Annotated in this window: 18 protein-coding genes and 1 pseudogene; 12 read left to right on the forward strand and 7 right to left on the reverse strand. The window is 72.6% G+C overall.

The window, feature by feature from the left end:
- Window positions 1–20 precede the first annotated feature (20 nt).
- The 3 genes and pseudogenes from ABZ738_RS29345 to ABZ738_RS29355 all read left to right on the forward strand — a co-directional run bounded on the left by ABZ738_RS29345 (window position 21) and on the right by ABZ738_RS29355 (window position 3990).
- Window positions 21–1562, forward strand: coding sequence for a magnesium chelatase (locus tag ABZ738_RS29345; RefSeq protein WP_176095668.1), 1542 nt, complete (start codon window positions 21–23; stop codon window positions 1560–1562).
- Between the two features lie 2 nt (window positions 1563–1564).
- Complete coding sequence (locus tag ABZ738_RS29350; RefSeq protein WP_131057059.1) at window positions 1565–3517, forward strand: VWA domain-containing protein; 1953 nt, start codon at window positions 1565–1567, stop codon at window positions 3515–3517.
- 10 nt (window positions 3518–3527) lie between these two features.
- Window positions 3528–3990, forward strand: a pseudogene (locus ABZ738_RS29355) (hypothetical protein).
- A 123-nt stretch (window positions 3991–4113) separates the two neighbouring features.
- Here the strand turns inward: ABZ738_RS29355 and ABZ738_RS29360 are convergent.
- Entirely contained in the window at window positions 4114–4812 is a 699-nt protein-coding gene (locus ABZ738_RS29360) for an RICIN domain-containing protein (protein ID WP_357218504.1), read from the reverse strand.
- Window positions 4813–4914: 102 nt separating this feature from the next.
- Here ABZ738_RS29360 and ABZ738_RS29365 point away from each other — a divergent pair, with 102 nt between their 5' ends.
- The gene (locus ABZ738_RS29365) at window positions 4915–6297 is read left to right on the forward strand and encodes an FAD-binding oxidoreductase (RefSeq protein ID WP_131055638.1); all 1383 of its coding nucleotides are present in this window, start codon (window positions 4915–4917) and stop codon (window positions 6295–6297) included.
- Between the two features lie 76 nt (window positions 6298–6373).
- Window positions 6374–7717, forward strand: a complete 1344-nt coding sequence (locus tag ABZ738_RS29370) for a class I SAM-dependent methyltransferase (protein WP_357218507.1) — start codon at window positions 6374–6376, stop codon at window positions 7715–7717.
- 153 nt (window positions 7718–7870) lie between these two features.
- Here the strand turns inward: ABZ738_RS29370 and ABZ738_RS29375 are convergent, their stop codons facing one another.
- A complete protein-coding gene (locus ABZ738_RS29375) occupies window positions 7871–8923 on the reverse strand; it encodes an alpha/beta fold hydrolase (RefSeq protein WP_357218510.1) in 1053 nt (350 codons plus the stop codon).
- Window positions 8924–9249: 326 nt separating this feature from the next.
- Between ABZ738_RS29375 and ABZ738_RS29380 the strand changes: the two genes are divergently transcribed.
- Window positions 9250–9429 (forward strand): hypothetical protein, encoded by a 180-nt coding sequence (locus tag ABZ738_RS29380; RefSeq protein WP_117228938.1) that lies wholly within the window; start codon window positions 9250–9252, stop codon window positions 9427–9429.
- Between the two features lie 26 nt (window positions 9430–9455).
- The gene (locus ABZ738_RS29385) at window positions 9456–11309 is read left to right on the forward strand and encodes an HEXXH motif domain-containing protein (RefSeq protein WP_357218514.1); all 1854 of its coding nucleotides are present in this window, start codon (window positions 9456–9458) and stop codon (window positions 11307–11309) included.
- A gap of 53 nt (window positions 11310–11362) precedes the next feature.
- Here the strand turns inward: ABZ738_RS29385 and fxsT are convergent, their stop codons facing one another.
- The 4 genes from fxsT to ABZ738_RS29405 form a co-directional block, all read right to left on the reverse strand.
- Entirely contained in the window at window positions 11363–15415 is a 4053-nt protein-coding gene (gene fxsT / locus ABZ738_RS29390) for an FxSxx-COOH system tetratricopeptide repeat protein (protein WP_357218517.1), read from the reverse strand.
- Complete coding sequence (locus tag ABZ738_RS29395; RefSeq protein ID WP_131051621.1) at window positions 15412–16455, reverse strand: ATP-binding protein; 1044 nt, start codon at window positions 16453–16455, stop codon at window positions 15412–15414. Before ABZ738_RS29395 ends, fxsT begins: the two co-directional genes overlap by 4 nt.
- Entirely contained in the window at window positions 16452–17951 is a 1500-nt protein-coding gene (locus ABZ738_RS29400; RefSeq protein WP_131051622.1) for a hypothetical protein, read from the reverse strand. The genes ABZ738_RS29395 and ABZ738_RS29400 overlap by 4 nt, the downstream gene beginning before the upstream one ends.
- A gap of 138 nt (window positions 17952–18089) precedes the next feature.
- On the reverse strand, window positions 18090–18338 hold the full coding sequence (locus ABZ738_RS29405) for a hypothetical protein (protein WP_131051623.1): 249 nt from the start codon (window positions 18336–18338) through the stop codon (window positions 18090–18092).
- A gap of 312 nt (window positions 18339–18650) precedes the next feature.
- Here ABZ738_RS29405 and ABZ738_RS29410 point away from each other — a divergent pair, with 312 nt between their 5' ends.
- From ABZ738_RS29410 to ABZ738_RS29430, 5 genes are all read left to right on the forward strand, one after another.
- Entirely contained in the window at window positions 18651–19748 is a 1098-nt protein-coding gene (locus ABZ738_RS29410) for a hypothetical protein (RefSeq protein ID WP_357218523.1), read from the forward strand.
- A gap of 43 nt (window positions 19749–19791) precedes the next feature.
- Window positions 19792–21285, forward strand: a complete 1494-nt coding sequence (locus ABZ738_RS29415) for a hypothetical protein (RefSeq protein ID WP_357218526.1) — start codon at window positions 19792–19794, stop codon at window positions 21283–21285.
- Between the two features lie 235 nt (window positions 21286–21520).
- The gene (locus ABZ738_RS29420; RefSeq protein ID WP_176092806.1) at window positions 21521–23809 is read left to right on the forward strand and encodes an EAL domain-containing protein; all 2289 of its coding nucleotides are present in this window, start codon (window positions 21521–21523) and stop codon (window positions 23807–23809) included.
- Between the two features lie 74 nt (window positions 23810–23883).
- Window positions 23884–24642, forward strand: a complete 759-nt coding sequence (locus ABZ738_RS29425) for a MerR family transcriptional regulator (RefSeq protein WP_131051626.1) — start codon at window positions 23884–23886, stop codon at window positions 24640–24642.
- An 86-nt stretch (window positions 24643–24728) separates the two neighbouring features.
- Window positions 24729–25013, forward strand: coding sequence for an antibiotic biosynthesis monooxygenase (locus ABZ738_RS29430; protein ID WP_131051627.1), 285 nt, complete (start codon window positions 24729–24731; stop codon window positions 25011–25013).
- Here ABZ738_RS29430 and ABZ738_RS29435 read toward each other — a convergent pair.
- Window positions 24991–25218, reverse strand: a complete 228-nt coding sequence (locus ABZ738_RS29435) for a hypothetical protein (protein ID WP_176092807.1) — start codon at window positions 25216–25218, stop codon at window positions 24991–24993. The two genes, ABZ738_RS29430 and ABZ738_RS29435, sit on opposite strands and share 23 nt — an antisense overlap.
- Window positions 25219–25359: the final 141 nt, after the last annotated feature.

Here is a 25359-nt window from a genome sequence, read left to right on the forward strand (position 1 = left end):
GGGTGACTGCACCGACCTCGATGACCCCGGTCCCACCGGCCGACCTGCCCGGCACGCTCGGTGCGCTGCGCGCCGCCGGCCACCGGTACCGCAGCGTCAAGCAGGAACTGCGGGACAACCTGCTGGCCCGGATGCGCAGCGGCGTGCCACGCTTCCCCGGCATCGTCGGGTACGACGACACGGTGCTGCCGGAGGTGGAGCGGGCGCTGCTGGCCGGGCACGACATGGTGCTGCTCGGCGAGCGGGGCCAGGGCAAGACCCGGCTCATCCGGTCGTTGGTGACGCTGCTGGACGAGTGGACCCCGGTGATCCCCGGGTCGGTGCTGAACGAGCACCCGCTGCACCCGGTCACCCCGGCGTCGCGGACGCTGGTCGCCGAGTCCGGCGACGACCTGCCGATCGGCTGGCTGCACCGCTCGATGCGGTACGGCGAGAAGCTGGCCACCCCGGACACCAGCGTCGGTGACCTGATCGGTGACGTCGACCCGATCCGGCTGGCCCAGGGCCGTACGCTCGGCGACCCCGAGACGATCCACTTCGGGCTGGTGCCGCGCACCAACCGGGGGATTTTCGCCGTCAACGAGCTGCCGGACCTGGCCGAACGCATCCAGGTGGCGATGCTGAACGTGCTGGAGGAGCGGGACATCCAGGTCCGTGGCTACCAGCTCCGGCTCCCGCTGGACCTGCTCCTGGTCGCCAGCGCCAACCCGGAGGACTACACCAACCGGGGGCGGATCATCACCCCGCTCAAGGACCGGTTCGGCGCCGAGGTCCGCACCCACTACCCGACCGACCTGGAGCGGGAACTGGAGCTGATCCGGCAGGAGGCCGACCTGGTCGCCGAGGTGCCGGAACACGTGCTGGAGGTCCTCGCCCGGTTCGCCCGCGCGGTCCGCGAGTCGCCCTCGGTCGACCCGCGCTCCGGCGTCTCCGCCCGGTTCGCTGTCGCCGCCGCCGAGACGGTGGCCGCTGCCGCACTGCGCCGGGCCGGCCTGCTGGCCGCCGAGTCCACCGCGGCGGGCACGTCTGCCGGGCCGGGCGCTGCTGCCGCGTCGGGTGCGTCTGCCGCTCGGGGTGAGGTGTTAGCAGGGGACCCTTCCTCTACCGCAGACGTTAACAAGGTGCCCTTCCTTGCGCTCGACGCGGTAGCGCGGGTGGGTGACGCCGTGTCGGTGACCTCCACCCTGCGCGGCAAGGTCGAGTTCGAGAGCGGCGAGGAGGGCCGCGAGATCGAGATCCTCGGCCACCTGCTGCGCACCGCCACCGCCGACACGTTCCGGGCCCGGCTGGCCGGGCTCGACCTGTCCGGGTTCACGACGCTGGTCGAGGAGGGCGAGACCGTCGAGACCGGGGAACTGGTGTCTGCGGCCGAGCTGCTGCGCCAGGTGGGCACCGTGCCGGGGCTGGCCAAGGTGCTCGACCGGCTCGGCGTCGGTGACGCGCCCAGCCCCGGGCAGGCCGCTGCGGCGGTCGAGTTCGTGCTGGAAGGGCTGCACCTGAGTCGACGGTTGGACAAGGACGTGACCGACTCGGGGCGGACCCGCTACGGCGGCCGGGACTGACTATGGCGGGCAACCGGTTCCGGTACGGGCAGTGGCGGGGTGGCCCCGATCCGCTGGCGCCGCCGTACGACGTGCAGTCGGCGGTGGACCAGGTCGGCCAGGAGGTGCTGGCCGGCGGCAGCCTGCGGGACGCGTTGCGGGAGCTGCTGCGTCGGGGACCGCAGGAACGGGGCGGACTGGACCCGTTGACCGCCCGCGCCCGTCGGCTCCGGCGGGAGGCACTGCGCCGGGGCGACCTGGACGGTGCGGTGACCCGGGCACAGGCCCTGCTGGACCAGGCACTCGCCGCCGAGCGGGACGAGTTGTCCGGGCGCTCGGACGAGGCGGCCCGGTTCGCCGAGGCGATGCTGGACGACCTGCCCCGCTCCACCGCCCAGGCGGTGCGGGAACTCTCCGAGTACCGGTGGGCCAGTGAGGACGCCCGGCAGACCTACCAGCGGATCCTCGACGGGTTGCGGGACGACGTACTCGGCCAGCGTTTCGCCGGGCTGCGCTCCTCGACCCAGATGGCCGCCGACCCGGCCGTGCAGGAGCGGCTGGTCGAGATGATGCGGGACCTGAACGCCCTGCTGGCCCGGCACGCCCGCGCCGAGGACACGACCGACGCGTTCGCCGAGTTCATGCGCCGGCACGGCGACTTCTTCCCGGAACGTCCGGCCGACGTCGACGAGCTGATCGACCTGCTGGCCCGGCGGTCGGCGGCCGGGCAACGGCTGATGAACTCGCTCTCCGACCGGCAGCGGGAGGAACTCGCCGGCCTGATGCGCCAGTCGCTCGGCGACCGGCTGGCCGGCGAACTGGCCGACCTGGAGGGCAACCTGCGGGCGCTCCGCCCCGACCTGCGTTGGGGCCGGGGCGAGCGGATGCGCGGCGAGCAGCCGCTCGGCTACGGCGAGGCGACGGGGGCGCTGGACGAGATCGCCGAGCTGGACGACCTGCTGGACCAGTTGGGGCAGGAGTACCCGGGGGCGACCCTGGACGACATCGACGTCGAGTCGGTGGCCCGTACCCTCGGCCGGGACGCCGCCGACGACGTACGCCGACTCCGGGAACTGGAGCGGGAGCTGCGGCGGCAGGGCTGGGTGACCCGGGACGCCGAGGGCCTGACCCTGAGTCCGAAGGCGCTGCGCCGTCTCGGCGGCACCGCGTTGCGGCAGGTCTTCGCCGAGTTGACCGCCGGGCCCCGGGGAGAGCACGACCTGCGGTCGGCGGGCGCGGCCGGCGAGGTCACCGGCGCGTCCCGACCCTGGGGGTACGGCGACGAGCAGCCCATCGACGTGGTGCGGACGCTGACCCGGGCGGTACGCCGGGCCGGCCCCGGAGTGCCGCTGCACCTGGCCGTCGAGGACTTCGAGGTGGTCGAGACCGAGCGACGGGCCTCGGCGGCGGTGGCGCTCTGCGTGGACCTGTCGTACTCGATGATCTCGCAGGGCCGGTGGGGTCCGATGAAGCAGACCGGCCTCGCGCTGGCCCACCTGATGGCGACCCGGTTCCCGCAGGACGCGCTCCAGATCATCGGGTTCGGTCGGCGGGCGGCGACGCTGACCCAGCAGGAGTTGGCCGCCGCCGAGCCGGACATGACCCAGGGCACCAACCTGCAACACGCCCTGCGGCTCGCCGGCCGGCACCTGCGCCGCCACCCGGACGCCGAACCGGTGGTACTGGTGGTGACCGACGGCGAGCCGACCGCCCACCTGGACCCGGCCGACGGCGAGGCGGTGTTCCACTGGCCGTCGTTGCCGGAGACCGTCGAGGCGACCATCCGCGAGGTGGACCGGATCGGCCGGTACGGCGCGACGCTGAACCTGTTCATGCTCGGTGACGATCCGGGGCTGCGCCGCTTCGTGGACGCGGTGGCCCGGCGCAGCGGCGGCCGGGTCTTCACCCCGGACACCGAGGACCTCGGCGAGTACGTGGTCAGCGACTACCTGCGGTCACGGCGCGGTCGCCGCTAGGCTCGGCGGGGTGGAGGTCGACGGGTTGCGGCAGGCGTACGACGCGCTGCTGACCGAGATCGACGTGGGCGGGTTCGGGCCGCCGCCGACCGGCCGCTACAGCGCCGAACAGATCGTGGCGCACCCTGGTCACCGGCGACGAGCTGATGAGCGAGGCGACCGAAGCGGTGCTCGCCGGCTCCCCGTACGCCTTCTATGAGCTGGACGAGATCCACCGGCCGGAACTGGACGCGTTGGTCGCCGAGGCGGGTGGCCTGGCCGGGCTGGCCGACCGGCTCCGGCGCAGCAGCGATCGCCTGGTCGCCCTGGTGGCCCGGCTCGGCGCGGGGGCCGACACGCCGGTGGAGACGCACCTGCGCGAGGGTTTCGACCTCGTCGTCGACGAGCCGTTGCCCTGGGGTCGCGTCATCGACCTGCACACCCGCGTCCACCTGCCCCGACACCTGACGGAGCTGCGGACACTGCGCCCCTGACGCCCTGCCCTCGCGCGCTTCCCGGCACCGCTGTCTTGCGCTCGCTGTCCGGCACCTGTTAGCAGGGGACCCCTGCTATACCGCAGGCGTTAACAAGGGGCCCTTCCTTTCAGATAGTGCCGGTTACTGCGGCGACCAGCGCTGCGCCGGGTTGCCGTCGCACGGGGCCTGGACGACGTCGATGCCGGCCTCGCCGCCACCGTCGCGGACCTGGGCGCACTTTCCGCTGTGCACGGCCACCAGCAGCACGGCGCCGTCGTCGGCCGGCTGGAGACGCCACTGCTGGTTGTCCTCGCCGTGGCAGCCGAACTGCTGCAACCGCGCGCCGTCGTCGCCGCTGCGCCCCTCCACGTCGAGGCACTGGTTGTGGGCGGCGTTGGTCAGCGTCACCGTGTCCGGGCCGAACGGGTTGACCACCCACTGCTGCTCCGGCCCACCGGTGCAGCCGGCCAGCTTCGCCACCGCCCGTTCGCCGTCGCCATCCAGCCCGAGGCAGAGGCCGGAGCCGACGCCCCGGAGCACCTTCGGCCCGCTGTTCGGGTCGGCTTCGCTGGGCGTGGGCGACGGGGTGGGCGTCGGCTCGGGGCTCTCCACGGTCGGCGGTGCGACGCTCTCGCTCGGGCCCGGCGCGGCCGGCGTCGGGCTGCCGGCCACCGGGGTCGGCGCCGGGTCGTCGCCGCCACCGAGCAGGCCGGTGGCGAAGAGCACCCCGGCCAGTACGCCGGCCAGTCCGACCGCACCGGCCGCCAGTAGCACCGGGTCCCGGGGCGGTCCGGAACGGCGGGTGCCGTAGACGGTGCCCGATCCATCGGTTTCCGACATGCCGGCATCCTGGCCCACCCCCGGGCCGGTACGCCATGGCAGGTGCGGTAACTCTCGCGTGGACGGCCCGCCGGTGACGCCGCCGACGCGTAAAGTGACCACATGCACGCTTTGCGTGATCATGACGTGGCGGTGGCTCAGCTGCGACGGTCGTACGCTGCGGTGCCACCGGGTCGGCCCGTGCGGCTGGCCAAACGGACCTCCAACCTGTTCCGCCCGCGCGCCGCCCCGCGCACGGCGGGTCTGGACGTCAGCGGGCTCGGTGGTGTGCTCAGCGTCGACCCGGTCGCCCGCACCGCCGACGTGCAGGGCATGTGCACCTACGAGCGGCTGGTCGAGGCGACCCTGCCGTACGCCCTGATGCCGCTGGTGGTGCCGCAGCTACGCACCATCACCCTGGGTGGGGCGGTCACCGGGTTGGGCATCGAGTCGACCTCGTTCCGCAACGGCCTGCCGCACGAGTCGGTGACCGAGATGGACGTGTTCACCGGGGCGGGCGAGCTGGTCACCGCCCGGCCGGCGGGCGAACACGCGGACCTCTTCGCCGCCTTCCCCAACTCGCTGGGCAGCCTCGGCTACGCCACCCGGCTGCGCATCGAGCTGCAACCGGTCCGGCGGCACGTGGCGCTGCGCAACGTCCGATTCACCGACCTGACCGCGTTGACCGAGGCGATCGGCGAGATCTCCGCCAGCCGCGCCTGGGCGGGGGAGAGCGTCGACGCGATGGACGGGGTGATGTTCAGCCCCGGCGAGGCGTACCTGGTGCTGGCCCGCTTCACCGACGATCCGGGCCGGGTCTCCGACTACACCGGTCAGGACATCTACTACCGCTCGCTGCGCCGGCTGCCGCACGACACCCTCACCGTCCACGACTACCTGTGGCGCTGGGACACCGACTGGTTCTGGTGCTCGGCGGCGTTCGGGGCGCAACATCCGCTGGTGCGGCGGCTGTGGCCGGCCCGGTGGCGGCGCAGCGACGTCTACCACCGCATCGTGCGGCTGGAACACCGCCACCAGGTGGCCGCCCGGATCGACCGGTGGCGTGGCCAGCCGGCCCGGGAGCGCGTGGTGCAGGACGTCGAGGTCCCGCTGGACCGCACCGCCGACTTCCTGCACTGGTTCGCCCGCCGGGTGGGGATGACCCCGGTGTGGCTGTGCCCGCTGCGGCTGCGGGAGCCGGCGGGCGGTGGAAGCGCCCGGTCCTGGCCGTTGTATCCGCTCCGGCCGGGGCAGGACTACGTCAACATCGGGTTCTGGGGGAGCGTGCCGATCACCGAGGGTGCCGTCGACGGTGCCGTGAACCGGGAGATCGAGCGCGCGGTGTCGGAGGCGGGCGGACACAAGTCGCTCTACTCCGACGCGTACTACGACCGGGATGCGTTCGACCGGCTCTACGGCGGTGACATATGGCGCGCCGTGCGGGACCGGTACGACCCGGAACATCGGCTCACCGGACTGTACGAAAAGGCGGTAACGCGCGCATGAGCGAGCGTAGCGAGCGAATCATCAGGTTCAGTGCGATCGAGCCTCATGGTGGCACGGAGCGAAGCGGAGTGCCGGCATGAGCCTTGTTGATCGAGAGCAGGGGGCGGGTGGTGCTCCCGCCAGACCGCCGGACGGGAGCGGCCGACGTGGTCCGCGTGTCGCGGACGTGGTCCGGGCACTCACCGCCGGCCCGCTGCCGGTCCGGGTCACCGGGTACGACGGCAGTCGCCTCGGCCCGGCCGACGCCGGGATCACCCTGTCGATCCGCTCCGAGCGGGGACTGTCGTACCTGCTCACGGCGCCGGGCGATCTGGGTATGGCGCGGGCGTACGTGAGCGGTGACCTGGCGCTGGAGGGGGTGCACCCGGGCGACCCGTACGAGGCGTTGCGGGTGCTCAAGGACGAGTTGCGGGTACGCACACCGACGGTGGCCGAGGGGTTGGCGCTGGTACGCAGGCTGGGCTGGGAACGGTTGTTGCCGCCACCGGCACCGCCGCAGGAGGCGCTGCCCCGCTGGAGGCGGATCGTGAGCGGCCTACGGCACTCCCGGTTCCGGGACAGCAGCGCGATCAGCCACCACTACGACGTCTCCAACGCCTTCTACGAGAAGGTGCTCGGGCCGTCGATGACGTACACCTGCGCGGTTTTCCGCAGTCCCGAGGACACGCTGGAGGAGGCCCAGGCGAGCAAGTACGACCTGGTCGCGGGCAAGCTCGCGCTGCGTCCGGGGATGCGCCTGCTCGACGTGGGCTGCGGCTGGGGCGGCATGGTCCGGCACGCGGCCCGCGAGTACGGCGTCAAGGCCCTCGGGGTGACCCTGTCGCGTGCCCAGGCGCAGTGGGCGCAGGCGGCGATCGCGCGTGAGGGGTTGACCGGGCTGGCCGAGGTGCGGCACATGGACTACCGCGACGCGCCCCGGCGGGAGTTCGACGCGGTCTCCTCGATCGGGCTGACCGAGCACATCGGGGTGCGCAACTACCCGGCGTACTTCGGTTTCCTGCGGGACCGGCTGCGTCCGCAGGGGCGGCTGCTCAACCACTGCATCACCCGGGCCGACAACCGGGCGCCGCATCGGTCGGGCGCCTTCATCGACCGGTACGTCTTCCCCGACGGGGAGCTGGCCGGTCCCGGGCGGGTGATCAGTGGACTGCACGACGTGGGGCTGGAGGTGCACCACGAGGAGAACCTGCGCCAGCACTACGCGCTGACCCTGGCGGCGTGGTGCCGCAACCTGGTGGAGCACTGGGACTTCTGCGTCGCCGAGGTGGGCAGTGGCACGGCCCGGGTGTGGGGGCTCTACATGGCCGGTTCGCGGCTGGCGTTCGAGCGCAACGGCATCCAGTTGCACCAGGTGCTGGCCACGCGCAACGGCCCGGACGCGGTCAACGGCTACCCGCTGCGGCCGGACTGGCTGCCCTGACCCGCTGACCTCGTCGGTACGAAGCCGCGCCGAATCCATCGGCGCGGCGCGTCGATGGGGACGCCTCCGAGATCGCCGTGGCCGGCTACCCGGTCGTCCGGCTGTGAGGAGGGGACCCCTGCTCTACCCGAGGCGTTAGCAGGGTGCCCTTCCTTACATCGACCGGGCGAGGGTGTCGAGCCGGGCGAGCAGGGCGACGGTGGCCGGGTGGTCGGGGACGAGCGCGGTGAGGCCTGCGCCGAGGGCCTGCCAGCCGTCCAGGTGGCGGTAGCGCCACAGCGTGCTCAGCATCCCGATCAGCTCCAACCGGGCCACCGGGCTGCGCGGCAACTGCTCCTGCACCGGCCGGGGCAGAAGCGAGTAGAGCTGCTGCCGGAACGACGGATCGTGGATGTTGGGCAGGTCGAGCAGGAGCCGGACCAGTTCGGCGTACTCGTCACCGGTCGGCTCCACCGCCGGCCCGGCGGCCTGCGGCGTTCCCGTGTCCAGGTGGCGGACGTCCGGGAGTGCCTCGGGGGAGGGTGCGGGATCGTCGAGGGCGAGCAGGGCCCGCCGCAGCACCACATAGGAGCGGTGTTCGTGGGAATCCGGCTGGATGATGGAGAAGTGGTCGCCGGGCAGTACGCCCGCGTCCGGGAAGACGCTGCGAGCCGAGGCGGGCGGGACCACGCCGTCGCTGGCACCGGCGTAGACCTTGACCCGGACGGTCGGCTGCGGCGCGTGGACGATCTGGCGGAGCACCACCCGTTGGGCGTCCAGCACGGCGGCGCGCAACGGGCGCAGGTCCGCCTCCTGTGGGTGCCAGCGCAGCAAGCTCCGGCGCAGCGGCAGGGCCAGGTCCGACCCGGCGTTCGGACAGGCGTACATGAGCACCAGGCGGAGGCGGTCGAGTTCGCCGGGGTTGTCGGCGAGCATCCGGGCCAGGGCCCGTTGGACCACCAGACCGCCCTGGCTGTGCGAGACGAGCGCGAGCCGGGAGTGGTCGGCCAGGTCCTGGGACAGGTAGGTGCGCAGGTCGTCGGCGATGTCGTCGATGTGCGGTATCCGGCGTAGCGGATTGAGCGAGACCAACGGCGATTCGTACCCGAAGGTGTGCACGTGAAGGCCGGTCAGGGCGTCGTCTTGGGCAACGAGTCGGACGAATTCTCCCCAGGTGTCGGCCGAGGACAAGAATCCGTGTACGAACACGACGGCTGTTCCGGACACGAGATCACGCTAACACCACCGCGCCACCGGATGTGGACCACGGTCCACTGTGGTGAGCAGCGCATTTCGCGCTCCGCCGCCGAAATCGACACGACCGGTGGTCGCGTCGTCGACCGGTGCGGGTCGCGCTCCCGACGGGTGGTGTGCGCAGGTACCCTGGCCGGATTCTCAAGAATTGCTCTGACCTGCGGCGACGCGCGCACCGAAGGGTGGTGGGGGATCGGTGGCGGTGACATCCCGGGTGCTATCGGTCCATTCACCGACGAATGCGCGTTCTGCCGCGTCCATTGCCGTCATCGGGCGCGGAGTGTGGTAATGGTATGCCGGTGAATCAACCGTTCGCTGTCGAGGTCGACTCGGAACTCGTCGATCTCGCGGATGTGTCTCTTGATCTCCTGGTCGACTATGACCAGGAGATTCTCGGCCCGATCATGCGGCGACTCCTCCGTCGTGTCGACGATCCCGAAAGTATCACCAGTGGCTACAATCCCCAGCGTCTCGACTGACGGGGCCGGCCTTCCTTGGAGAAGTTGTGACCGCTCACCATCTGGCGGCGGAGCCGGTCGGTCGACCCGCGCGCCATCGCCTGGACCCACGCCACTTCGGGGCCCTGGCCACCGGGTCCGCTGACGCCGACACCATCGCCGAACTGCTGGCTGCCGAGAGCAGCTGGCGCAAGATCCAACTGCGGGCGGTCCTGGACGCCGCCGCCGGCGTACCCGACGCCACCGGCCCGCTGCCGCCGGTCGCCGAGGCATGGCGGCTGCTCGTCGCCGCGCAGCGACGCGACCGCGAGGTCGTGGAGAAGCTGATCCTGCATCCGCAGGTCGGCACCTGGGCCGGGTACGCGCTGCGCCGGATGCGGGGCACCACGGTCACCGCCACCGGCCCGCTCTGGGTGGACCTCGGGTACCTGCACGCACTGGCGGTGGCCGCGGCCGTGCGCACCGGATGCGACTTCACCATGCGGGTGCCGGTGCGGGACGGCTTCGTCGTCCTGCCGACGCTCGGCGGTGCCCGGGTCCCCAAGGCCCACGAGTGGGACGAGGCGGAGATCGTCGGCGGGGACGGGCGGGCCACGGTGACCGTGGCCGGCACGGTCGTCGAGTTCGACGCCACCGGCGGTGGCACCGACGGCTGGGTGCCGTTGCCGACCGTACGCTCCACGGCCGGCGGGCACACCCTGGAGGTCACGCTCGACTTCATCGACCCCTACCGCAACCTGCGTACGCCCACCGCGCCGCACCTGGACATCGCCGCCGACGTGCGGCGGTGGCGGGAACTGCTCGACCAGGCGTGGGCACTGCTGGTGCGGGCCTGCCCCGACCTGGCGGTGCCGATCGCCCGGGGCCTGACCTCGGTGGTGCCCCAACCGGCCGCCGAACGGTTCCGGACCATGAGCGCCTCGGCGGGCGACGCCTTCGGCAGCATGATCGTCTCCGAGCCGGAGGACGCTCCCGAGCTGGCGGTCACGCTGGTCCACGAGTTCCAGCACATCAAGCTCGGCGGACTGCTGCACCTGGCCCCACTGATCGAGGGCGAACCGCCGCACCGGCTGTACGCGCCCTGGCGCGACGATCCCCGCCCGCTCGGCGGTCTGATCCAGGGCGTGTACGCCTTCGTCGGGATCGTCGAGTTCTGGCGGGCGTACCGGCAGGTGGCGACCGGCACCGCCGCCGGGCTGGCGCACTTCGAGTTCGCCCGGTGGCGGGAGCAGGTGTGGGCAACCCTGCGGATGATGCGCGACCTGCCGCAGCTCACCGACGTCGGGCGGCACCTGGTCGAGGGACTGACCACCACCGCCTTGGGGTGGCAGGAGGAGCCGGTGCCGGCGGACCCGCTCGCGGCGGCGCGGGCAGCGGTGGCCGACCACCGGGCGCGGTGGCGCACCCACCACCTGAGGCCCGCCCCCGAGGTGGTGTCGGCGGTGGTCGCGGCGTGGATAGCGGGACAGCCCGTGCCCACCGCGCCAGATGTCGCGCCGACCGTCGAGGCGGACGCCGCCGCCCGCCGTCTCGACACCCGTGCGGTGCTGGAGCTGTGGCGGATCACCGACCCGGAGGGCTTCGACCGGCTCCGTACCGACGCGTCGGCGGTCGGCGCGCGGGTCTCCGGCGCCGGGCCGGCCGAACTGGCCCACGTCTGTGGCGAGGTGGCGCAGGCCCAGGCAGGTTACCTGAGGGCGCTGTCGACCGAACCGGGTTCGCCGGCCGCCTGGGCCGGTCTCGGCCAGACCGCCGGGGACATCTACCCGGGACCGGCCGCCGAGGCGCTTCGCGACCGGCCGGAACTGGTCCGTGCGGTCTACCTCGGGCTGCGTGACCAGGGCACGCCGGTGCCGGAGCCGTTGGAGCTGGCCGCCTGGATCGGCGCCGGCAAGCACTGAGCTGAGAGCCGGATGCCGGGGTGGAGGCCGCCACCCCGGCTCTCCGGAGGCCGCTACAACGGCATCGGGTCCAGGTCGCAGTCGCCCCGGATGGTCAGGTCGGTGCCGGCCACGGTGGCCGGGTGCTCCTCGCCGAGCACCCGGGCGAACTTCTCGCTGATCGCGACGTGCAGGCTGTTCGCCTCCTCCTCCCGATCGAGCGAGACGAGATCCTGGGCGAGATTGCCGAGGCAGATCAGCGTGGTGGGATGGTCCGGCCCGAAGACCTCGGCGCAGCGGTCGGCGGTGCGCCGGTCGAGGTCGTACGCGGCGGCGTGCTCCCCGAGCGCGTAGAGATCGCTGCCGAGGTTGATCATTGCGGCCAGGGTCAGCGGATGGTCCGGCCCGAGCCGCCGGGTCAGCACCGCCGACCCCTTCTCGTTGGTGCTGCGGGCGCGCGCCACGTCGCCGCGCAACCGGTCCACGATCGCGCCGTTGAGCTGAGTCGCCACCGTGTAGGGATGGTCGGAGTCGAAGAGTTCCCGATACCAGCCGACGAGTTCGGCGGTGAGCGTGGCGGCGGCCTCCAGGTCACCCGTGGCACGCAGGTCGACGGCCAGACCGAAGGCGGCCAGCAGGGTGTCCGGGTGGTGTTCGCCGAAGCGGGCCGCGAAGCCGTCGCGTACCTCCTGGGAGAGCGCCAGGGCCGCGCGGTGGTCACCGGCCTTGCGGATCGCGGAGGCCAGTCGCCGTCGCGCGGTCAACGTCTGCGTCTGCGCCGAGCCCCAGACCCGGGGCAGCCGGTCCACGACGTTCTGCATCTCGGCCCGGGCGGGGAGGTACTCGCCGAGTTCCCGGCGGTCGATGATGAGGTTGAGGTGGGATTCCAGCGTCTGCGCGTGGTCCTCGCCGAAGAGCAGCACCCGGTGGTCGTACGTCGCCCGGTCGACCTCGTAGGCGCGCCGGATGTCACCGGTCAGGCGGAGGCTGACCGCCAGGTTGTGCGCCGCGTTGAGCGTGTTCGGGTCGTCCTCGCCGAGCGCCTGGATGTGCCGCTGGTAGAGGTCCTCGTCCATCTCCAGGGCGCGACGGAAGTCCCCGGACGCCCGCAGGTCGGCCGCCACCTGGCCGATGGCCCGCAACAGCTCCTCGGTGTCCTCGACGGTGCTGCGTTGGTAGAGCTCCAGGATGCGGGCGTTGTGCTGGGCCGCCTCGCGGTGCCGGCCCAGGCGGTAGAGCATGAAGCCGAGCCAGTGGCCGATGGTGAGCGTCATCGGTGCGTCCTCGCCCAGGCTGCTGCTCCAGGCCCGCCACGCCTGTTCGGCCAGTTCCAGCGACGCGGTGAAGTCGCCCCACCAGTAGAGATACCGCGCCTCGTTGAAGACCAGTTGCTGCACCCACGGCTGGTGGGAGTGCACCGCGTCGGAGGCCATCACGTGCGGGTACAGCTCGGCGTAACTGGCCCAGTTGGCCGGCGAGTCGGGGTCGTTGCGGTCGCCGGAGGCGAGCAGCAGGTGCGCGCTGTTGCGGACGGTCTCCCGGTCCGGCCGGGCCATCCGGTCGATGAGGACGGCCTGGATCAGCCGGTGCATCTGGATCGAGTTGGTCCGGTGGATGACCCGGGCGAGCGCGTACCGGTTGATGTCGCGGATCGCGCGGTTGAGCCGCATCGGGTCGCGCAGCGCGGCGTTCAGTTCCGGGTGGATGTCGTCGTTCTGCGCGCCGCTGAACAGGGTGCGCGGGATGGGCTCCGGGGCGAGGAACGAGCAGACCTGTAGGAGCCGGAAGGCGGCCGGATTGGAGACGACGAGTCGGTCCAGCGAGACGTTCCACGCGGCGGCGACGGGCAGTTGATAGTCCATCGGCGGGGCCTGTTCGAGAAGCTCGATGCGCTTCTCCTCGAACAGTCGCAGGTACTCCTCGGCCGGCATGCCGGTCTCGGCCCGCCAGGCCGCCGCCTGCTCCAACGCGAGCGGCAGGTCACCGAGCGCCTCGGCCAGCCGGTCCGCCTGTTCGATGGTCAGCTCCGGACCCCGGCGGCGCAACAGCTCGATGCTCTCCTCCCGGGGGAAGACGTCGACCTCCAACGTGCGGGCGACGTTGGCCCAGCCCGGGTTCCGGGACGTGATGATGATGTCGCCGGAACCGCCGGTGGGGAGGTACGGCACCAACGCCTCGGGGCTCTCGGCGTTGTCGAAGACGAGGAGCCAGCGAGGGTGCGGCCGACCGAGCCGTAGGGCCTCCTGGACGGCGACGCGGGCGCTGCCGATGTCGGGCCCGGAGGCGAGGTTCATCCGCGCCGCGAGCTCCACGATGGAGGCGTTGATCTGGGTGGGCCGCTCGGCCGGGATCCACCAGACCAGGTCGTACTCGCCCTGGTGCTGGTAGACGTACTCGACGGCCAGATGGGACTTGCCGACGCCGCCCATCCCGTGCAGGGCGTGCGGCAGGACTGCCGTGGTGCCGCCGCGCACCTGCCGGTGCAGCAGGGCGAGTGGCTCCTTGCGGCCGGTGAAGTTCGGGTTCCGCGGCGGGATGTTGCCCCAGACGGCCGGGGTGCGGGCTGGGGCGGTGGCGTCTGCGGGAGTGCTGGACGACAAGCCGGCTCCTTCGGTACCTACGCTACGGTCTGCGTCGGCATCAGCGCCGACAGCTATCATCGCATCCCGACCGGCAGGTGCGGGAGTCCTGACGACCGGGTCGGTGCCGCCCTCCTGGTCGACCGCTGCCAGCGCCTCGCCGAGCAGCCGCGCCCGGGGAAGGTACCGCCCGGAGAGCGCCCGCATCACGTCCTGCTCGATCCGGACCAGCGCGACGTCGGCCGGGGCCACCGTCGGAATCTCGACACCCGCCGGGTCGTCGAGCACCCGTCCCCAGTGCGCGATCGCGGGACGGACCCGTCCGAGCCGGGCCGAGAGGAGCTGCCAGACCCGTACGGTGTCGGCGCGGCGACCGGCCGCCAGCAACTCGGCCCGTACGCCGGGGAGGAACTCGAAGGTGCGGTCGTCACCGGTGCCGACGGTCCGCACCAGCGGGCTGGTCAGCACCTCGGCCAGGTGCAGGGTGGTGGACCGGGGCAGCAGCGTCCGCTGCACCACCCGGACGGCCGACCGGTCCAGTGGCGCGGCGGCCAGGTGGGTGGCCAGGCGCAGCGCCTCCGGCGAGGCCCACGAGATGAACTCGCGCACCCGTCGGGCGGCGTCCGGCCCGACGGTGGGCCGGGGCGTCCGGTCCGGGGCCGGTCGGTCGGTGGTGAGCAGGGCGGGCATGTCGATCCAGCGTGGTGCCCGGCAGGCGAGCAGCTCCACCCAGGCCGCCAGCCAGCGCGGGCGCAGCTCCACCACCGGCACCGGCACCGGCCCGCCGGCAGGTCGGGGCTCCTCGGCGAGCAGCGCCTGGAGCGTGTTGTGGTGACGCCACTCCCACCGCGAGTTGGCCGTCGCCGGCGCGGCGGCCCGCAGGCGCAGCCGCAGCGGCTGCACGCCGGTGCGGTGCCACATCTGTTGGGGTAGCAGGTGCACCATCGCCACGGGTTGCCGGCTCGCCCACTCGTGCAGGTGCGGAAGGACCGCACCGGAGTGCCAGGCCGGTCCGGCCCCGTCGCTGAGCACCAGCACCAGGCGGCGGCGGCCGACCGGCGGCAACGCCGTCGACGGACCGGCGACCGGGCCGCCGCGTCGGCCGCGCAGCACCACCCCGGCCGGGTCCGTGGTGTCGGTAACCAGCCGGCAGACGCGTACGTCGTGGAAGGCGACGTGCCGGCGCAGCAGTTTGACGAAGCTGCGGATCCGGCCGGACCAGACGGCCATCGACAGGTGGTCGTCGACGACCACCACGGCGTCCCAGCCGGCGCGGGGCGTGCGCCGCAGGACCGGCCAGGCCACTCCCGCCGCGAGGTGTTCGGCGGTGGCGTCCTCGTCGAACTCGTAGCGTTCGCGCCCGGGCACCAACTGTCGGAACGGGTGCAGGACCTCCGACAGCGGCGGGCCGCCGTCCGGGCGGGACGGGTCGGCGGTGAGCGCGGTGCCGGGTGGTCCGGCGAGCCCGGCACCGGGCCCGAGGCGGGCGGCCAGCCAGATCGAGTCGGCCAGTTCGGCGCGGGTGAGCCCACCGCCGGAACCGGTCACTCGGTGCCGTCCGGCGGCAGCCGACGCCACAGTGCCTCGATCAGCCGCCGCCACTCACCCCGGTCCTGTGGGGTGAAGGCGCCGGAGGTGCGCAGGTGGACGGCGTCGAGCAGTTGGTCCACCGCCGGGGGATCCCACTCGCCACGCCGGGAGAGGTACTCCTGGATGAGTTCGGTGGATCCCTCCGCGCCGTCCGGGAAGTGCGCGGCGACCATCGAGGCGAGCCCCGCCTCGCCCGCCTCGGGCAGGCGCAGGCGCAGGCAGTGCCGCAGGAACGCCGCCGGGAAGTCGCGGTCCTCGCTGCACGTCATCACCACCAGCGGGAACTCGTGGCAGGCCACCCGTCCGCCGCGTACGGTGGCGGTCCGCCCCGGGTCGGCGGTGTGCACCGTCGCCTCCGGCGTGCGACCGGCGACCCGGACCAGCTCCGGGATCTCGAACCCACCGTCCTCGAAGACACTGCGCAACTGCTGCGGCAGGTCGATGTCACTCTGGTCCAGCTCGTCGATGAGCAACACCCGGGGCAGCCCGTACGGCAGCAGCGCGGTCCCGAGCGGTCCGAGGCGGACGTAGTCGCCGACCTGGGGCGGCGGAGCGTCCGGGCCCTGTGCCGCCGCCCGGCCGGTGGCCTGGACCAACCCGACGGCGTCGTAGTCGTACAACCCGTGGCGCAGGCTCACCTGGGTGGTCACCGGCCAGCGCAGCACCCGGCCGAGCCGCAGCTCCCGGGCGATCCGATAGGCCAGGCTGGACCGACCGGTCCCCGGGCGCCCGGTCACCAGCAGGGGCCGCCGCAGGTGCAGCGCGGCGTTGACGACGTCGACCTCGTACTCGTCTGCCGGGTGCGAGACGATCGGCTCGCCCAGCCGGCGGCCCAGCTCCGGGTCCTCCTGGGGCGGTGGTGGCTCGTCCGGACCGCCGTCGAAGGCCCGCCAGCGCGGCGGTGCCGGCCACCGTCGGTCGCGTTCGGCGGCGTCGACGGCGTGTCCGAGGCCGGTGTAGATGCGCCAGCCGATCGGCGCCCTGGTCGGGTCCGTCATCCGGTCACCTCCGGGGTGCCGTGGTGCGTGTCCAGTTCCGGTGTGCGGTACGGGTCGTCCCAGAGGACGACGAGGTGCCGGCCGTGGTGCCGCTCCTGCTCGGGCGGCGGGGCCTGTAACGCCGACAGGCGGGACCGTTTGGCCAGCTCCGGCAGGCGCACCACACCGGCGCGGGCGGTCATCGACCGGATCTCGTCCCAGAAGTCCGTGTCGGTGGGCGCGGTGCGGTGCCAGACGACCACCGGCAGGCCGGCCCGGAGCGCGGTCATGATCTCCTTGACGGTCGCCTCGGCATCGGTCGTGGGCGGTGCGCTGAGCACCACCGTGGCCAGGCTCTGGTCGGAGTTCAGGTCCGCCTCCATCCGGGTCAGGTAGCCGGGGCCGTCCGGCGCGCTGCGATAGAGCCCGCTGTTCCACGGCTCGGCCTGGAGCCGGTCCCAGCGCAGCAGCCACGCCCGACGCCAGGAGGTGGTGCGCAACCGGTCCAGGCTGCGCACCACGACCGGGTAGTCCATCGCCAGCACCTTCTGGTCGAGGTACTGACTGGCGCGCTCCTTGCGCCACCAGGGCACGTCCTCGTTGAGCAGCTCGATGGGGAGCACCAGCTCCACCGCCACCTCGGCCGGGCGGTCCGCCCACTCGACCTCCATCTGGTGGACGATCTGCTCCACGGTGGACTCCAGGTCGTCGTAGCCGACCTCGGGGATGCGTCCGCGCAGCTTCGAGTTCCACTCGCCGCCGCCGTGCCACTGCCGGTAGTGCGACACCGTGTACCGCTCGCTGCCCGGCTCCAGGTCGTTCTCGATCTGGATGACCAGGTACGCGTACCGCGTCGTCGCCTCGCCCCCGGCGTTGACCAGGACCCGGCGTCGGTCCAGCTCCTCGGTGAGGCCGAGTGAGGTGGCCTCCTGCCGGTTGCGCCGACGGATCAGCGTCGCGGTCCCGGAGTCCACCTCGTTCTCGAGCAGGGCGAGGAACAGCATGCCCGGCGGCAGTCCGCGCGGCGGGGCGTTCTGCCCGGTGAGATAGACGAAGACGTCCCACGCGTTGGCGCACCACGGGGGCAGGCTGGCGAGCTTGTGTTCGCTGGCGCGCTGCAACAGTCGCGTCAGCGGAGCCAGCCGGACGGCCAGCAGAGCGGTCCGCAGCTCGGCCCAGTCGCTGTCGGCAAGGACGCCGATCGCGTCCGCCTCGTAGCGCAGCCGTTCCAGGTCGGGCAGCTCGTCGGCGGCGGGATCGAACAACCGCACCAGCTCGACCAGCGTGTCCACCTCGGGCGGCTCGCCGAGGCAGGCGTTCGCGATCTCCAGGCTCTGGCCCCGAGGATTGGCCACGTCGTCGAGCCGGTCGCCGTGGTGCAGTTCCCGGCGCAGACGCTGCACCATTTGCCGGCGACTGTCCGCATGCCCCATCAGCGGCATCGCGGCGAGCATGTCGACCAGCTCCCTCTCGATGCGGCGGCGCTGATTATCGCCCGGCAGTGGAAGATGGGTCATGGACCATCCGGTCTGTCGAACGTTTCCGACGGTTCTGTAATGGCCAGGTTACCGGCCGAGGCAAGGGCCGAGTTGTCCTTTGTTTTCGGCGTGGAGCCGATAATGCAGGCGATAGATCACCGATGTCCGAAGTGGACCTTATCCCCGCGACTGCTCGGCTGTCTCCTTTCCGACATCGCGCGCTGGACGGGGTTCCGGGACGGCCGCCGACGGATGCGCCGTCGGGGCGGTGGCCTGCGCGATGTCGATCAGCGTACGGGTCAGTAAGGTGGCCAGTGCCAACAGGATGCACCCGCAGACGAGCATCCGCAGCGCCGGGACGTCCGGCAGTGCGCCGGCCAGCACCAGGACTGCGAGGGCGGTGCCGAGCACACTCGTGGTCGCCACGAAACCGGCGTAGAGACCGACTCGGCGTCTGGTCCAGAACCGTACGCCGTGCACCGGGTCCTCACTCCGTGGCCGTCGCGGTTGCGTCTGAATTCGCTCCAGGAATCGGGACTCCCAGAGCAAGGCGAGCATCAATACCGGAAGTACCTGCGCGGAAGTTGCGTACAGATCGGAGAACACGACGTGGGGCTCCTCGGATCGTGACACCTCGATGCCGCACACAGTGTCGCAAACACCACGTAGCGCGATGGTCCCGTGTGGTCGTGGCGGGTCGGCCGGGTCGGTGGGTCCGCGCGGCTATCGTGGCCTGTCGTGACGAGCAGCGAGCAGCGACTGGCCGCGATCCGGGGCGGAATCCCCCCGCGTCGGCACAACGCCCGGACGATCGCCGCGCTGACCGGCAACCCGGGCTGCACCCGCCGGGCGGTGCTGGACGGTGCCGGGGTGGACAAGCCACTGCTGGCCGAGCGGATCGGTTTTCCCGCCCGGTTCGGGCAGTCCCGGTTCGCCATCACCCGGGGCAACGCGTTCGAGGCGCAGGTGAAGGCCGACGACGGTGCCGAGTTGCTGCGGCTGGTCGCCGAGCGGCTGGGCGTACCGGTGCCGGCCTCGGCGCGGTGGACGGCGCTCGGCGTCGGCGACGACATGGCGGCCCGCCAGCGCCGCTCGGCCGCGCTCCTGACCACCGCGCCGGACGGCCCCGACGACTCGGCCGCGTTGTTCGACCACCCGATGCTCGCCCTGGACGTCGCCGGGCAGCGGGTGCACCTGGAGCCGGACCTGGTGGCCGCCCGGCTCGGCGGCCGGTTCCACGTGGTCGAGGTCAAGTCCTTCCCGGTGATCGACGGTCAGGCCGACCCGACAAAGCTGGCCGCCGCCGCGATCCAGTCGGCGGTGTACGTGTTGGCCCTGCGGGACCTGCTCGTCGCCGCCGGCCGACCGCCGGAGTCGGTGTCGCACGAGGTGGTGCTGGTCTGTCCGCGCGACTTCACCAACCAGCCGGTGGCGCACCTGCTCGACGTGCGCAAACAACTGTTGGTGGTACGCCGGCAACTGGGCCGGATGGACCGGCTGGACACGCTGCTCGACGACGTGCCGGTCGACTTCACCGCCGACCCGGGTGCCGACCCGTCGGCGCTGCTCGCCTCGCTGGGCACGGTGCCGGCCCGCTACGCCCCCGACTGCCTGGCGACCTGCGAGCTGGCGTACTTCTGCCGGCACGAGGCGGGCGGGAACACCGGTGCGCTGGGCCGCCCGGTGCGGGAGGCGCTCGGCGGCATCGAGGACGTCGACCGGGTGCTGGCGCTCGCCGGTGGTGAACCCGCCGCCGATCCGGAGCAGGAGCAGGCCGCCGCGCTGCTGCGGACCGCCGCCCGCCTGCGCGCCGACGCCCTGGCCGGGTCGGCGTGAGGCGTCCGGCGGGCGGCCCGACCACGCCCGGCAGAGCACCGGCATGAGTACGCTGCGCGCGCTCGCGGCGGCGCAGGCGGTGGCCGCCGGGATAGCCCAGCCGGTGGCGACCGTCCGGCACGTGCACCTGTCGGCCCGGCCGTTGGTGCTGGTGCCGCTGGCCATGGCGGGTGAGGCGAACGCCCCGCTGGCGGCGATGGTCGGCACCGCGCCGGGCCGGGGCCACCTGCTCGTCGTGCCGCAGCCGCGTAACCGGGACCAGCGGTTCGGGTTCGCCGCCGCGCTCGCCGACATCCTGCTGCCCTACATCGACACGCATCGGCTCGGCTCCGAGACGGTCGCGGTCGACCGGGGCAAGGACGTCCGGCAGCGGTACCTCGACGCCCCGCAACTGGTGGTGCCGAACCCGGCGGGCGTCACGTTCCTGCGGCTGCTGGGCCGTGCCACCCGGTTCCGTCGCATCGACGGCGACTACCCGGTGCCCCCGTCGGTGCCGCTGCTTGGCCGCTGGCTGACCTTCCTGGCCGAACGTGCGGAACATCCGGGCTCGTCGACGCTGCTGGCATTGACCCAGGCCCTGAGCATGCACTGGGCGACCGGGCAGAGCGCGGTGGAGGACCTGCACCTGCCGGCGCTGCTCGGCTGGATCGCCCCGCCGTCCGGGCTGACCGGTGCCGAGGCGGCGGCGCGGGCCGAGGACCCGACCGTGTGCCCGCCCGCCGGACCGGCCACCGATCCCGACTTCGACAACCGGCAGCTCGCCCCGGCGATCGAGGCGTACGCCGGGGCCGACGCGGACTCCTCGGCGCGCGCCGAGGCGTACGCGGAGCTGGAGAGGCTGCTGCGTGACCAGCTCACGCCCACCTGGGACCTGATGTGGCGCGGCCTGGGGTTGCTGCGCGCGCTGCCGCCCGGCGCCCGGGTGGCGGGCCGGTGGACCGGCGACCGGGACGCCTTCACCGCGCACGCCACGCACGTCGACGAGGGCGGCGTGCCGCAGCCCAGCCGCGACGGCGCGGTGGCGGCCGCCACCCGGCTGCACCGTCTGGAGCGGGCCGCCGCGAGCTACACCGTGCAGCGCGCCTACGACGACCCGCTGGTGATGGCGGAGTACCGGCTGACCGGTGAGGCGTTCGTCGGTGAGGTGGTGCTGGCCGACCCGGCACGGGTGGACGACACCGGACGCCGACCGGTGCTGCGTCCGCGCATCCAACTGGTGACCACCGAACCGGTGCTGGTGCCGGTCGGCGCGAGCTTGTTCAACCCGGCCCGACCGGCGCAGAAGGCCCGGGTGGTCTTCGTGACCCCGACCGCCGACGGCAAGACCGAGGTGGTGCTGGAGCTCTCCGGCGGGATGGGGCGCGGGCTGACCGCGAGCCCCGGCAGCGTGCCCGAGGTGGGGCAGCGGCTCTGCTACACCACGCTCAGCGAGGCGTTCGTGCCCAGCGGGACGTTCCCGACCGTGGCGGAGACCCCGTGGACCCACGGCGGTCCGCCCACGTCCGACCCACCCGCCGCCTCGGCCGCCGAGATGTAAGGAAGGGACCCTTCCTATACACCAGGCGTTAGAAAGGGTCCCTTCCTTACATGCCGCCCCCGGTGTACGTGAAGATGTTTGTGGATGGACGGATGGGCCGTCGGGTTGCCGACTGGCGTCCGGGCGGCTCTGGCGGGGCCCTCGCTCGCGTGGCTAGGCTTTCGGGGTTTGCCGGGACCGGTCCTCGCCGTCGAGGGTGCACGTGCACGTACGAGAGAGGGCCGGAGCGAGCGCTGTGTCGCGAGAGGACGTCGGGCGGGCTGCCGCGCGGTGGCCCGGGCGGGACCGGGTCGGCTGGGCGGGGCTGTCCGCCGCCGGTCTGGTGGTGGTCGTCGAGGCGATCTGGCTGCTGCTGAAACTGCCCGCCGGTGCGCTGGTCAGCGACCTCGGCGCGCTCGTCGTCGCGGGTCTGGCCGGGGCGGCCTGCGTGGGTGCCGCCCGCCGGCAACCGCCGGTGCGGCGGTTCTGGCTGCTGCTGGCGGCGACCATGGCTCTGGCGATGGCCGGCCGAGCACTCTGGACGGTGCTGCGGCTGGTCGGCGAGGACCTGCCGCACACGCTGCCGGTCGGGCTGCTGTTCGTGGCCGGTCTGGTCACCGGCACCACGGCCCTGCTGTCCTCGGTGACCGCCCCGCGGACCACGGTGGGCCGGGTACGCACGCTGCTCGACGGGGTGATCGTCGGGCTGGCGCTGATCCCGGTCGGCTGGATGCTGATCTTCCGCAACGTCGCGATGGCGGATCTCGACGAGCCGCTGCGCACCGCCGGTCTGCTCTATCCCATGTTCGACCTGATGCAGTTGACCATCCTGGTCGCGGTGATCGGTCCGAGCCGACCGGTCTGGCCGGTGCTGACGGTGCTCGGCGCGAGCCTCACCGTCCGCGGGGTGGGCGACGCCGCGTACGTGTCGCTGGTGGCCGCCGGCACCTATCAGCCGGGTCGACTGGTCGACGTGCTCTGGCCGCTGAGCTACCTGTTGATCGCGGCGGCCACCCGGCTCGGGCCACCCCGCTACCGGGCCGATCCCGACGAGGCGGCCGAGTCGCCGTTGCCGCCCTGGTGGCGGGTGGCGCTGCCGTACCTGCCGGTGGGTGGGGCGATCGTGGCGGTGGTGTGGGCCAGCCAGCCCGACGGCTACATCCCGCAACCGATCTTCATCGCGCTGCTGGCACTTCTGGCGACGCTCGCACTGCGGCAGGGACTGGCCGCCAACGAGAACCTGCGACTGGTCGGCCGGCTGCGGCAGCTCGCCTACATGGACCAGCTCACCGGGCTGCCCAACCGGTTGGCGTTCACCCGCCGGCTGCGTGCGGCCCTGCTCGGCACGAACCGGGTCGCCGTGCTCTTGTTGGACCTGGACGGGTTCAAGCAGGTCAACGACAGGTTCGGGCACACCACCGGCGACACGCTGCTGACCGGGCTGTCCCGGCGGATGCGGCGCGCGGTCGGCGACGACGGGATGATCGCCCGGATCGGCGGCGACGAGTTCGCCGTACTGGTCACCGGCAGTCCGCCCGCCGAGCCGGAACGCCTGGCGGAACGGCTGCTGGCCGCGCTGCAACCCTCGCCCGGCGAGGAGCTGGTCGGGGTGCACCCGTCGGCCAGCATCGGCATCGCCGAGTACGGGCCGCAGCACATCTCCTACACCGACCTGCTGCGCGACGCCGACATCGCGATGTACGCGGCCAAGGCAGCGGGCAAGTCGGCGTACCGGCGGAGCACTCCGGCGTTGCGGGAGTCGGCGGTGAGCCGGGCCGAACTGATCGCCGACCTGCGGCGGGCCGTCGACGAGGAGCAACTGCACCTGGAGTTCCAGCCGATCGTCGACCTGGCCACCGGGGCGGTCCGCAGCGCCGAGGCGCTGGTGCGTTGGCGGCACCCGAGACTGGGCATGCTCAGTCCGGCCCGGTTCCTGCCGTTGGCCGAGGAGACCGGGCTGATCCTGCCGATCGACAGGTGGGTCATCAAGGAGGCGTGCCGGGCGGCGGCCACCTGGCAGGGGCGGGTGCCCAGCGCGACGGTGGCGGTGAACATCGCCGCCGCGCACCTGCGCCGCCCGGATCTGATCGCCACCGTCACCGAGGCCACCGCCGGGGCGGGCCTGGCGCCCCGGGCGCTGACCCTGGAGCTGACCGAGTCGGCGCTGATCGAGGGCAGCGACGCGGTGCTCGACCGGCTGGGGCAACTGCGCGAACTCGGCATCCGGATCGCCATCGACGACTTCGGCACCGGGTACTCCTCGCTGAGCTACCTGCACCGCATCCCGGCCACCGAGTTGAAGATCGACCGCTCGTTCGTGTCCCGGATCTCCGACGACGCGCGGGCGTACGCGACCGTGGAGATGGTCACCCGGCTGGCCCACGCCTTCGACCTCGGCGTGGTGGCCGAGGGGGTGGAGACCGAGCGGCAGCACGACGCGGTGGCCGCCATCGGTTGTGTCCAGGGGCAGGGTTACCGCTACGGCCGCCCGGCGGCGCTGGCCGAGTTGCGGACCGTCCTGGCCGGTCCGGTCCGCCCCGTCTGAGCGGTGTCGCAGAATCGGACTTGACCCTCACGTAACGGCAGGCGGGAGCGTGGTTCCCAGGAAGGGAGGGAACCATGGCGTACCGCGTGGGCGAGGTGGCCCGGCTGGCCGGGGTGACGGTCCGGACGTTGCACCACTACGACGAGATCGGGCTGTTGTCGCCCAGCGGGCGCAGCGGCGCGGGCTACCGGAGCTACTCCGAGGCCGATCTGGAGCGGTTGCAGGTGATCCGCTACTACCGCGAGCTGGGGTTCCCGTTGGAAGAGATCGCCGCGATCCTCGACGACCCGGCGAGCGACCCGGAGGCGCACCTGCGGCGTCAGCACGAGCTGCTGACCGTACGGATCAAGCGCCTGCAGGAGATGGTCGCGGCGATCGAGTTCGCGATGGAGGCGAGTAAGTTGGACATCCGATTGACCCCGCAGGAACGGTTCGAGGTGTTCGGGGACTTCGATCCGGAGGCGCACGCCGAGGAGGCGGAGCAGCGCTGGGGTGGCACTGAGGCGTACCGGGAGTCGAACCGGCGCGTGTCGCGCTACACGAAGGAAGACTGGGCGCGGATCAAGGCCGAGAGCGAGGACTGGGGGCGGCGGACCGTCGCGCTGATGGAGTCCGGTGCCCCGGCGGACGGACCGGACGCGCGGGAGTTGGCCGAGGAGCACCGCCGCCAGATCAGCCAGTCGTTCTACGAGTGCTCGTACGAGATGCACACCTGCTTGGCCGACATGTACCTGGCCGACGAGCGGTTCACCGCCCACTACGAGGCGATCGCCCCGGGGCTGACCGCGTACCTGGCCGAGGCCATCCACGCGAACGCGATCAATCGGGCCTGACCCGGGGTGGCGATCGGCGGGCGGAAACCGTCGGAGCGGGGGAGTATGACTGACATCGTCGACTCCACGATCTTCCGGAGGCCCCCTTGCTGATCGTCGCCGGCACGCTCTACGTCGATCCGGCCGAGCGGGACGACTACCTTGCCACCTGCGCCGAGATCGTGCGGGCGGCCCGCTCGGCGCCCGGCTGCGTCGACTTCTCGATCAGCCCGGACGTGGTCGAGCCGGGGCGGATCAACGTCTACGAGCGGTGGGAGTCCGACGAGCAGTTGCTGGACTTCCGCGGTGCCGGTCCGGAGCCGGAGCAGCAGGTCGCCATCGTCGGTGCCGAGGTGCACAAGTTCCGGATCAACTCCGTCGAGTCGCCCTGAGCGTGGGGGTGGTCGGGCGGCGGGCGGCGGCACGGAAGGCCGCCACCGCCGCCTGCTCTCCCGCCAGTTCGTCGCGCCGGGCGGGGGCGCGGGCCGCGCGCAGGGGCGCGGCGATCCGGCCGGCCCGGCGCAGGGCGACCGGGTCGCCGTCGAGCAGCCGGTCGACGAGGTGTCGGTCTCGGCGGCGCGGTGGTGCGTGGCTCATCTCGCGTTCCCTGGCGTAGTCCCGGATCTCGGCGTCGCCGCATCGGTCGCGGGCGGGCGTCCGGCACACCCGCTCGATTGATTGGCGTCACCGTCGCCGGTGGCGTCACAGTCACCCGCACGTCGCCGTCCGGCCACGCAG

Origin of the sequence: Micromonospora sp. NPDC047793, from assembly GCF_040642635.1 — a bacterium.
Lineage (GTDB): Bacteria > Actinomycetota > Actinomycetes > Mycobacteriales > Micromonosporaceae > Micromonospora.

What these genes read in the sequence shown, in the direction of transcription:
- ABZ738_RS29370 (WP_357218507.1), top strand. Translation starts at nt 6,374, where the DNA reads ATGAGCCTTGTTGATCGAGAGCAGGGGGCGGGTGGTGCTCCCGCCAGA.
- ABZ738_RS29415 (WP_357218526.1), top strand. Translation starts at nt 19,792, where the DNA reads ATGAGTACGCTGCGCGCGCTCGCGGCGGCGCAGGCGGTGGCCGCCGGG.
- ABZ738_RS29400 (WP_131051622.1), bottom strand. Translation starts at nt 17,951, where the DNA reads ATGACCCATCTTCCACTGCCGGGCGATAATCAGCGCCGCCGCATCGAG.
- ABZ738_RS29365 (WP_131055638.1), top strand. Translation starts at nt 4,915, where the DNA reads ATGCACGCTTTGCGTGATCATGACGTGGCGGTGGCTCAGCTGCGACGG.
- ABZ738_RS29435 (WP_176092807.1), bottom strand. Translation starts at nt 25,218, where the DNA reads ATGAGCCACGCACCACCGCGCCGCCGAGACCGACACCTCGTCGACCGG.
- ABZ738_RS29360 (WP_357218504.1), bottom strand. Translation starts at nt 4,812, where the DNA reads ATGTCGGAAACCGATGGATCGGGCACCGTCTACGGCACCCGCCGTTCC.
- ABZ738_RS29350 (WP_131057059.1), top strand. Translation starts at nt 1,565, where the DNA reads ATGGCGGGCAACCGGTTCCGGTACGGGCAGTGGCGGGGTGGCCCCGAT.
- ABZ738_RS29425 (WP_131051626.1), top strand. Translation starts at nt 23,884, where the DNA reads ATGGCGTACCGCGTGGGCGAGGTGGCCCGGCTGGCCGGGGTGACGGTC.
- ABZ738_RS29345 (WP_176095668.1), top strand. Translation starts at nt 21, where the DNA reads ATGACCCCGGTCCCACCGGCCGACCTGCCCGGCACGCTCGGTGCGCTG.
- ABZ738_RS29395 (WP_131051621.1), bottom strand. Translation starts at nt 16,455, where the DNA reads ATGACGGACCCGACCAGGGCGCCGATCGGCTGGCGCATCTACACCGGC.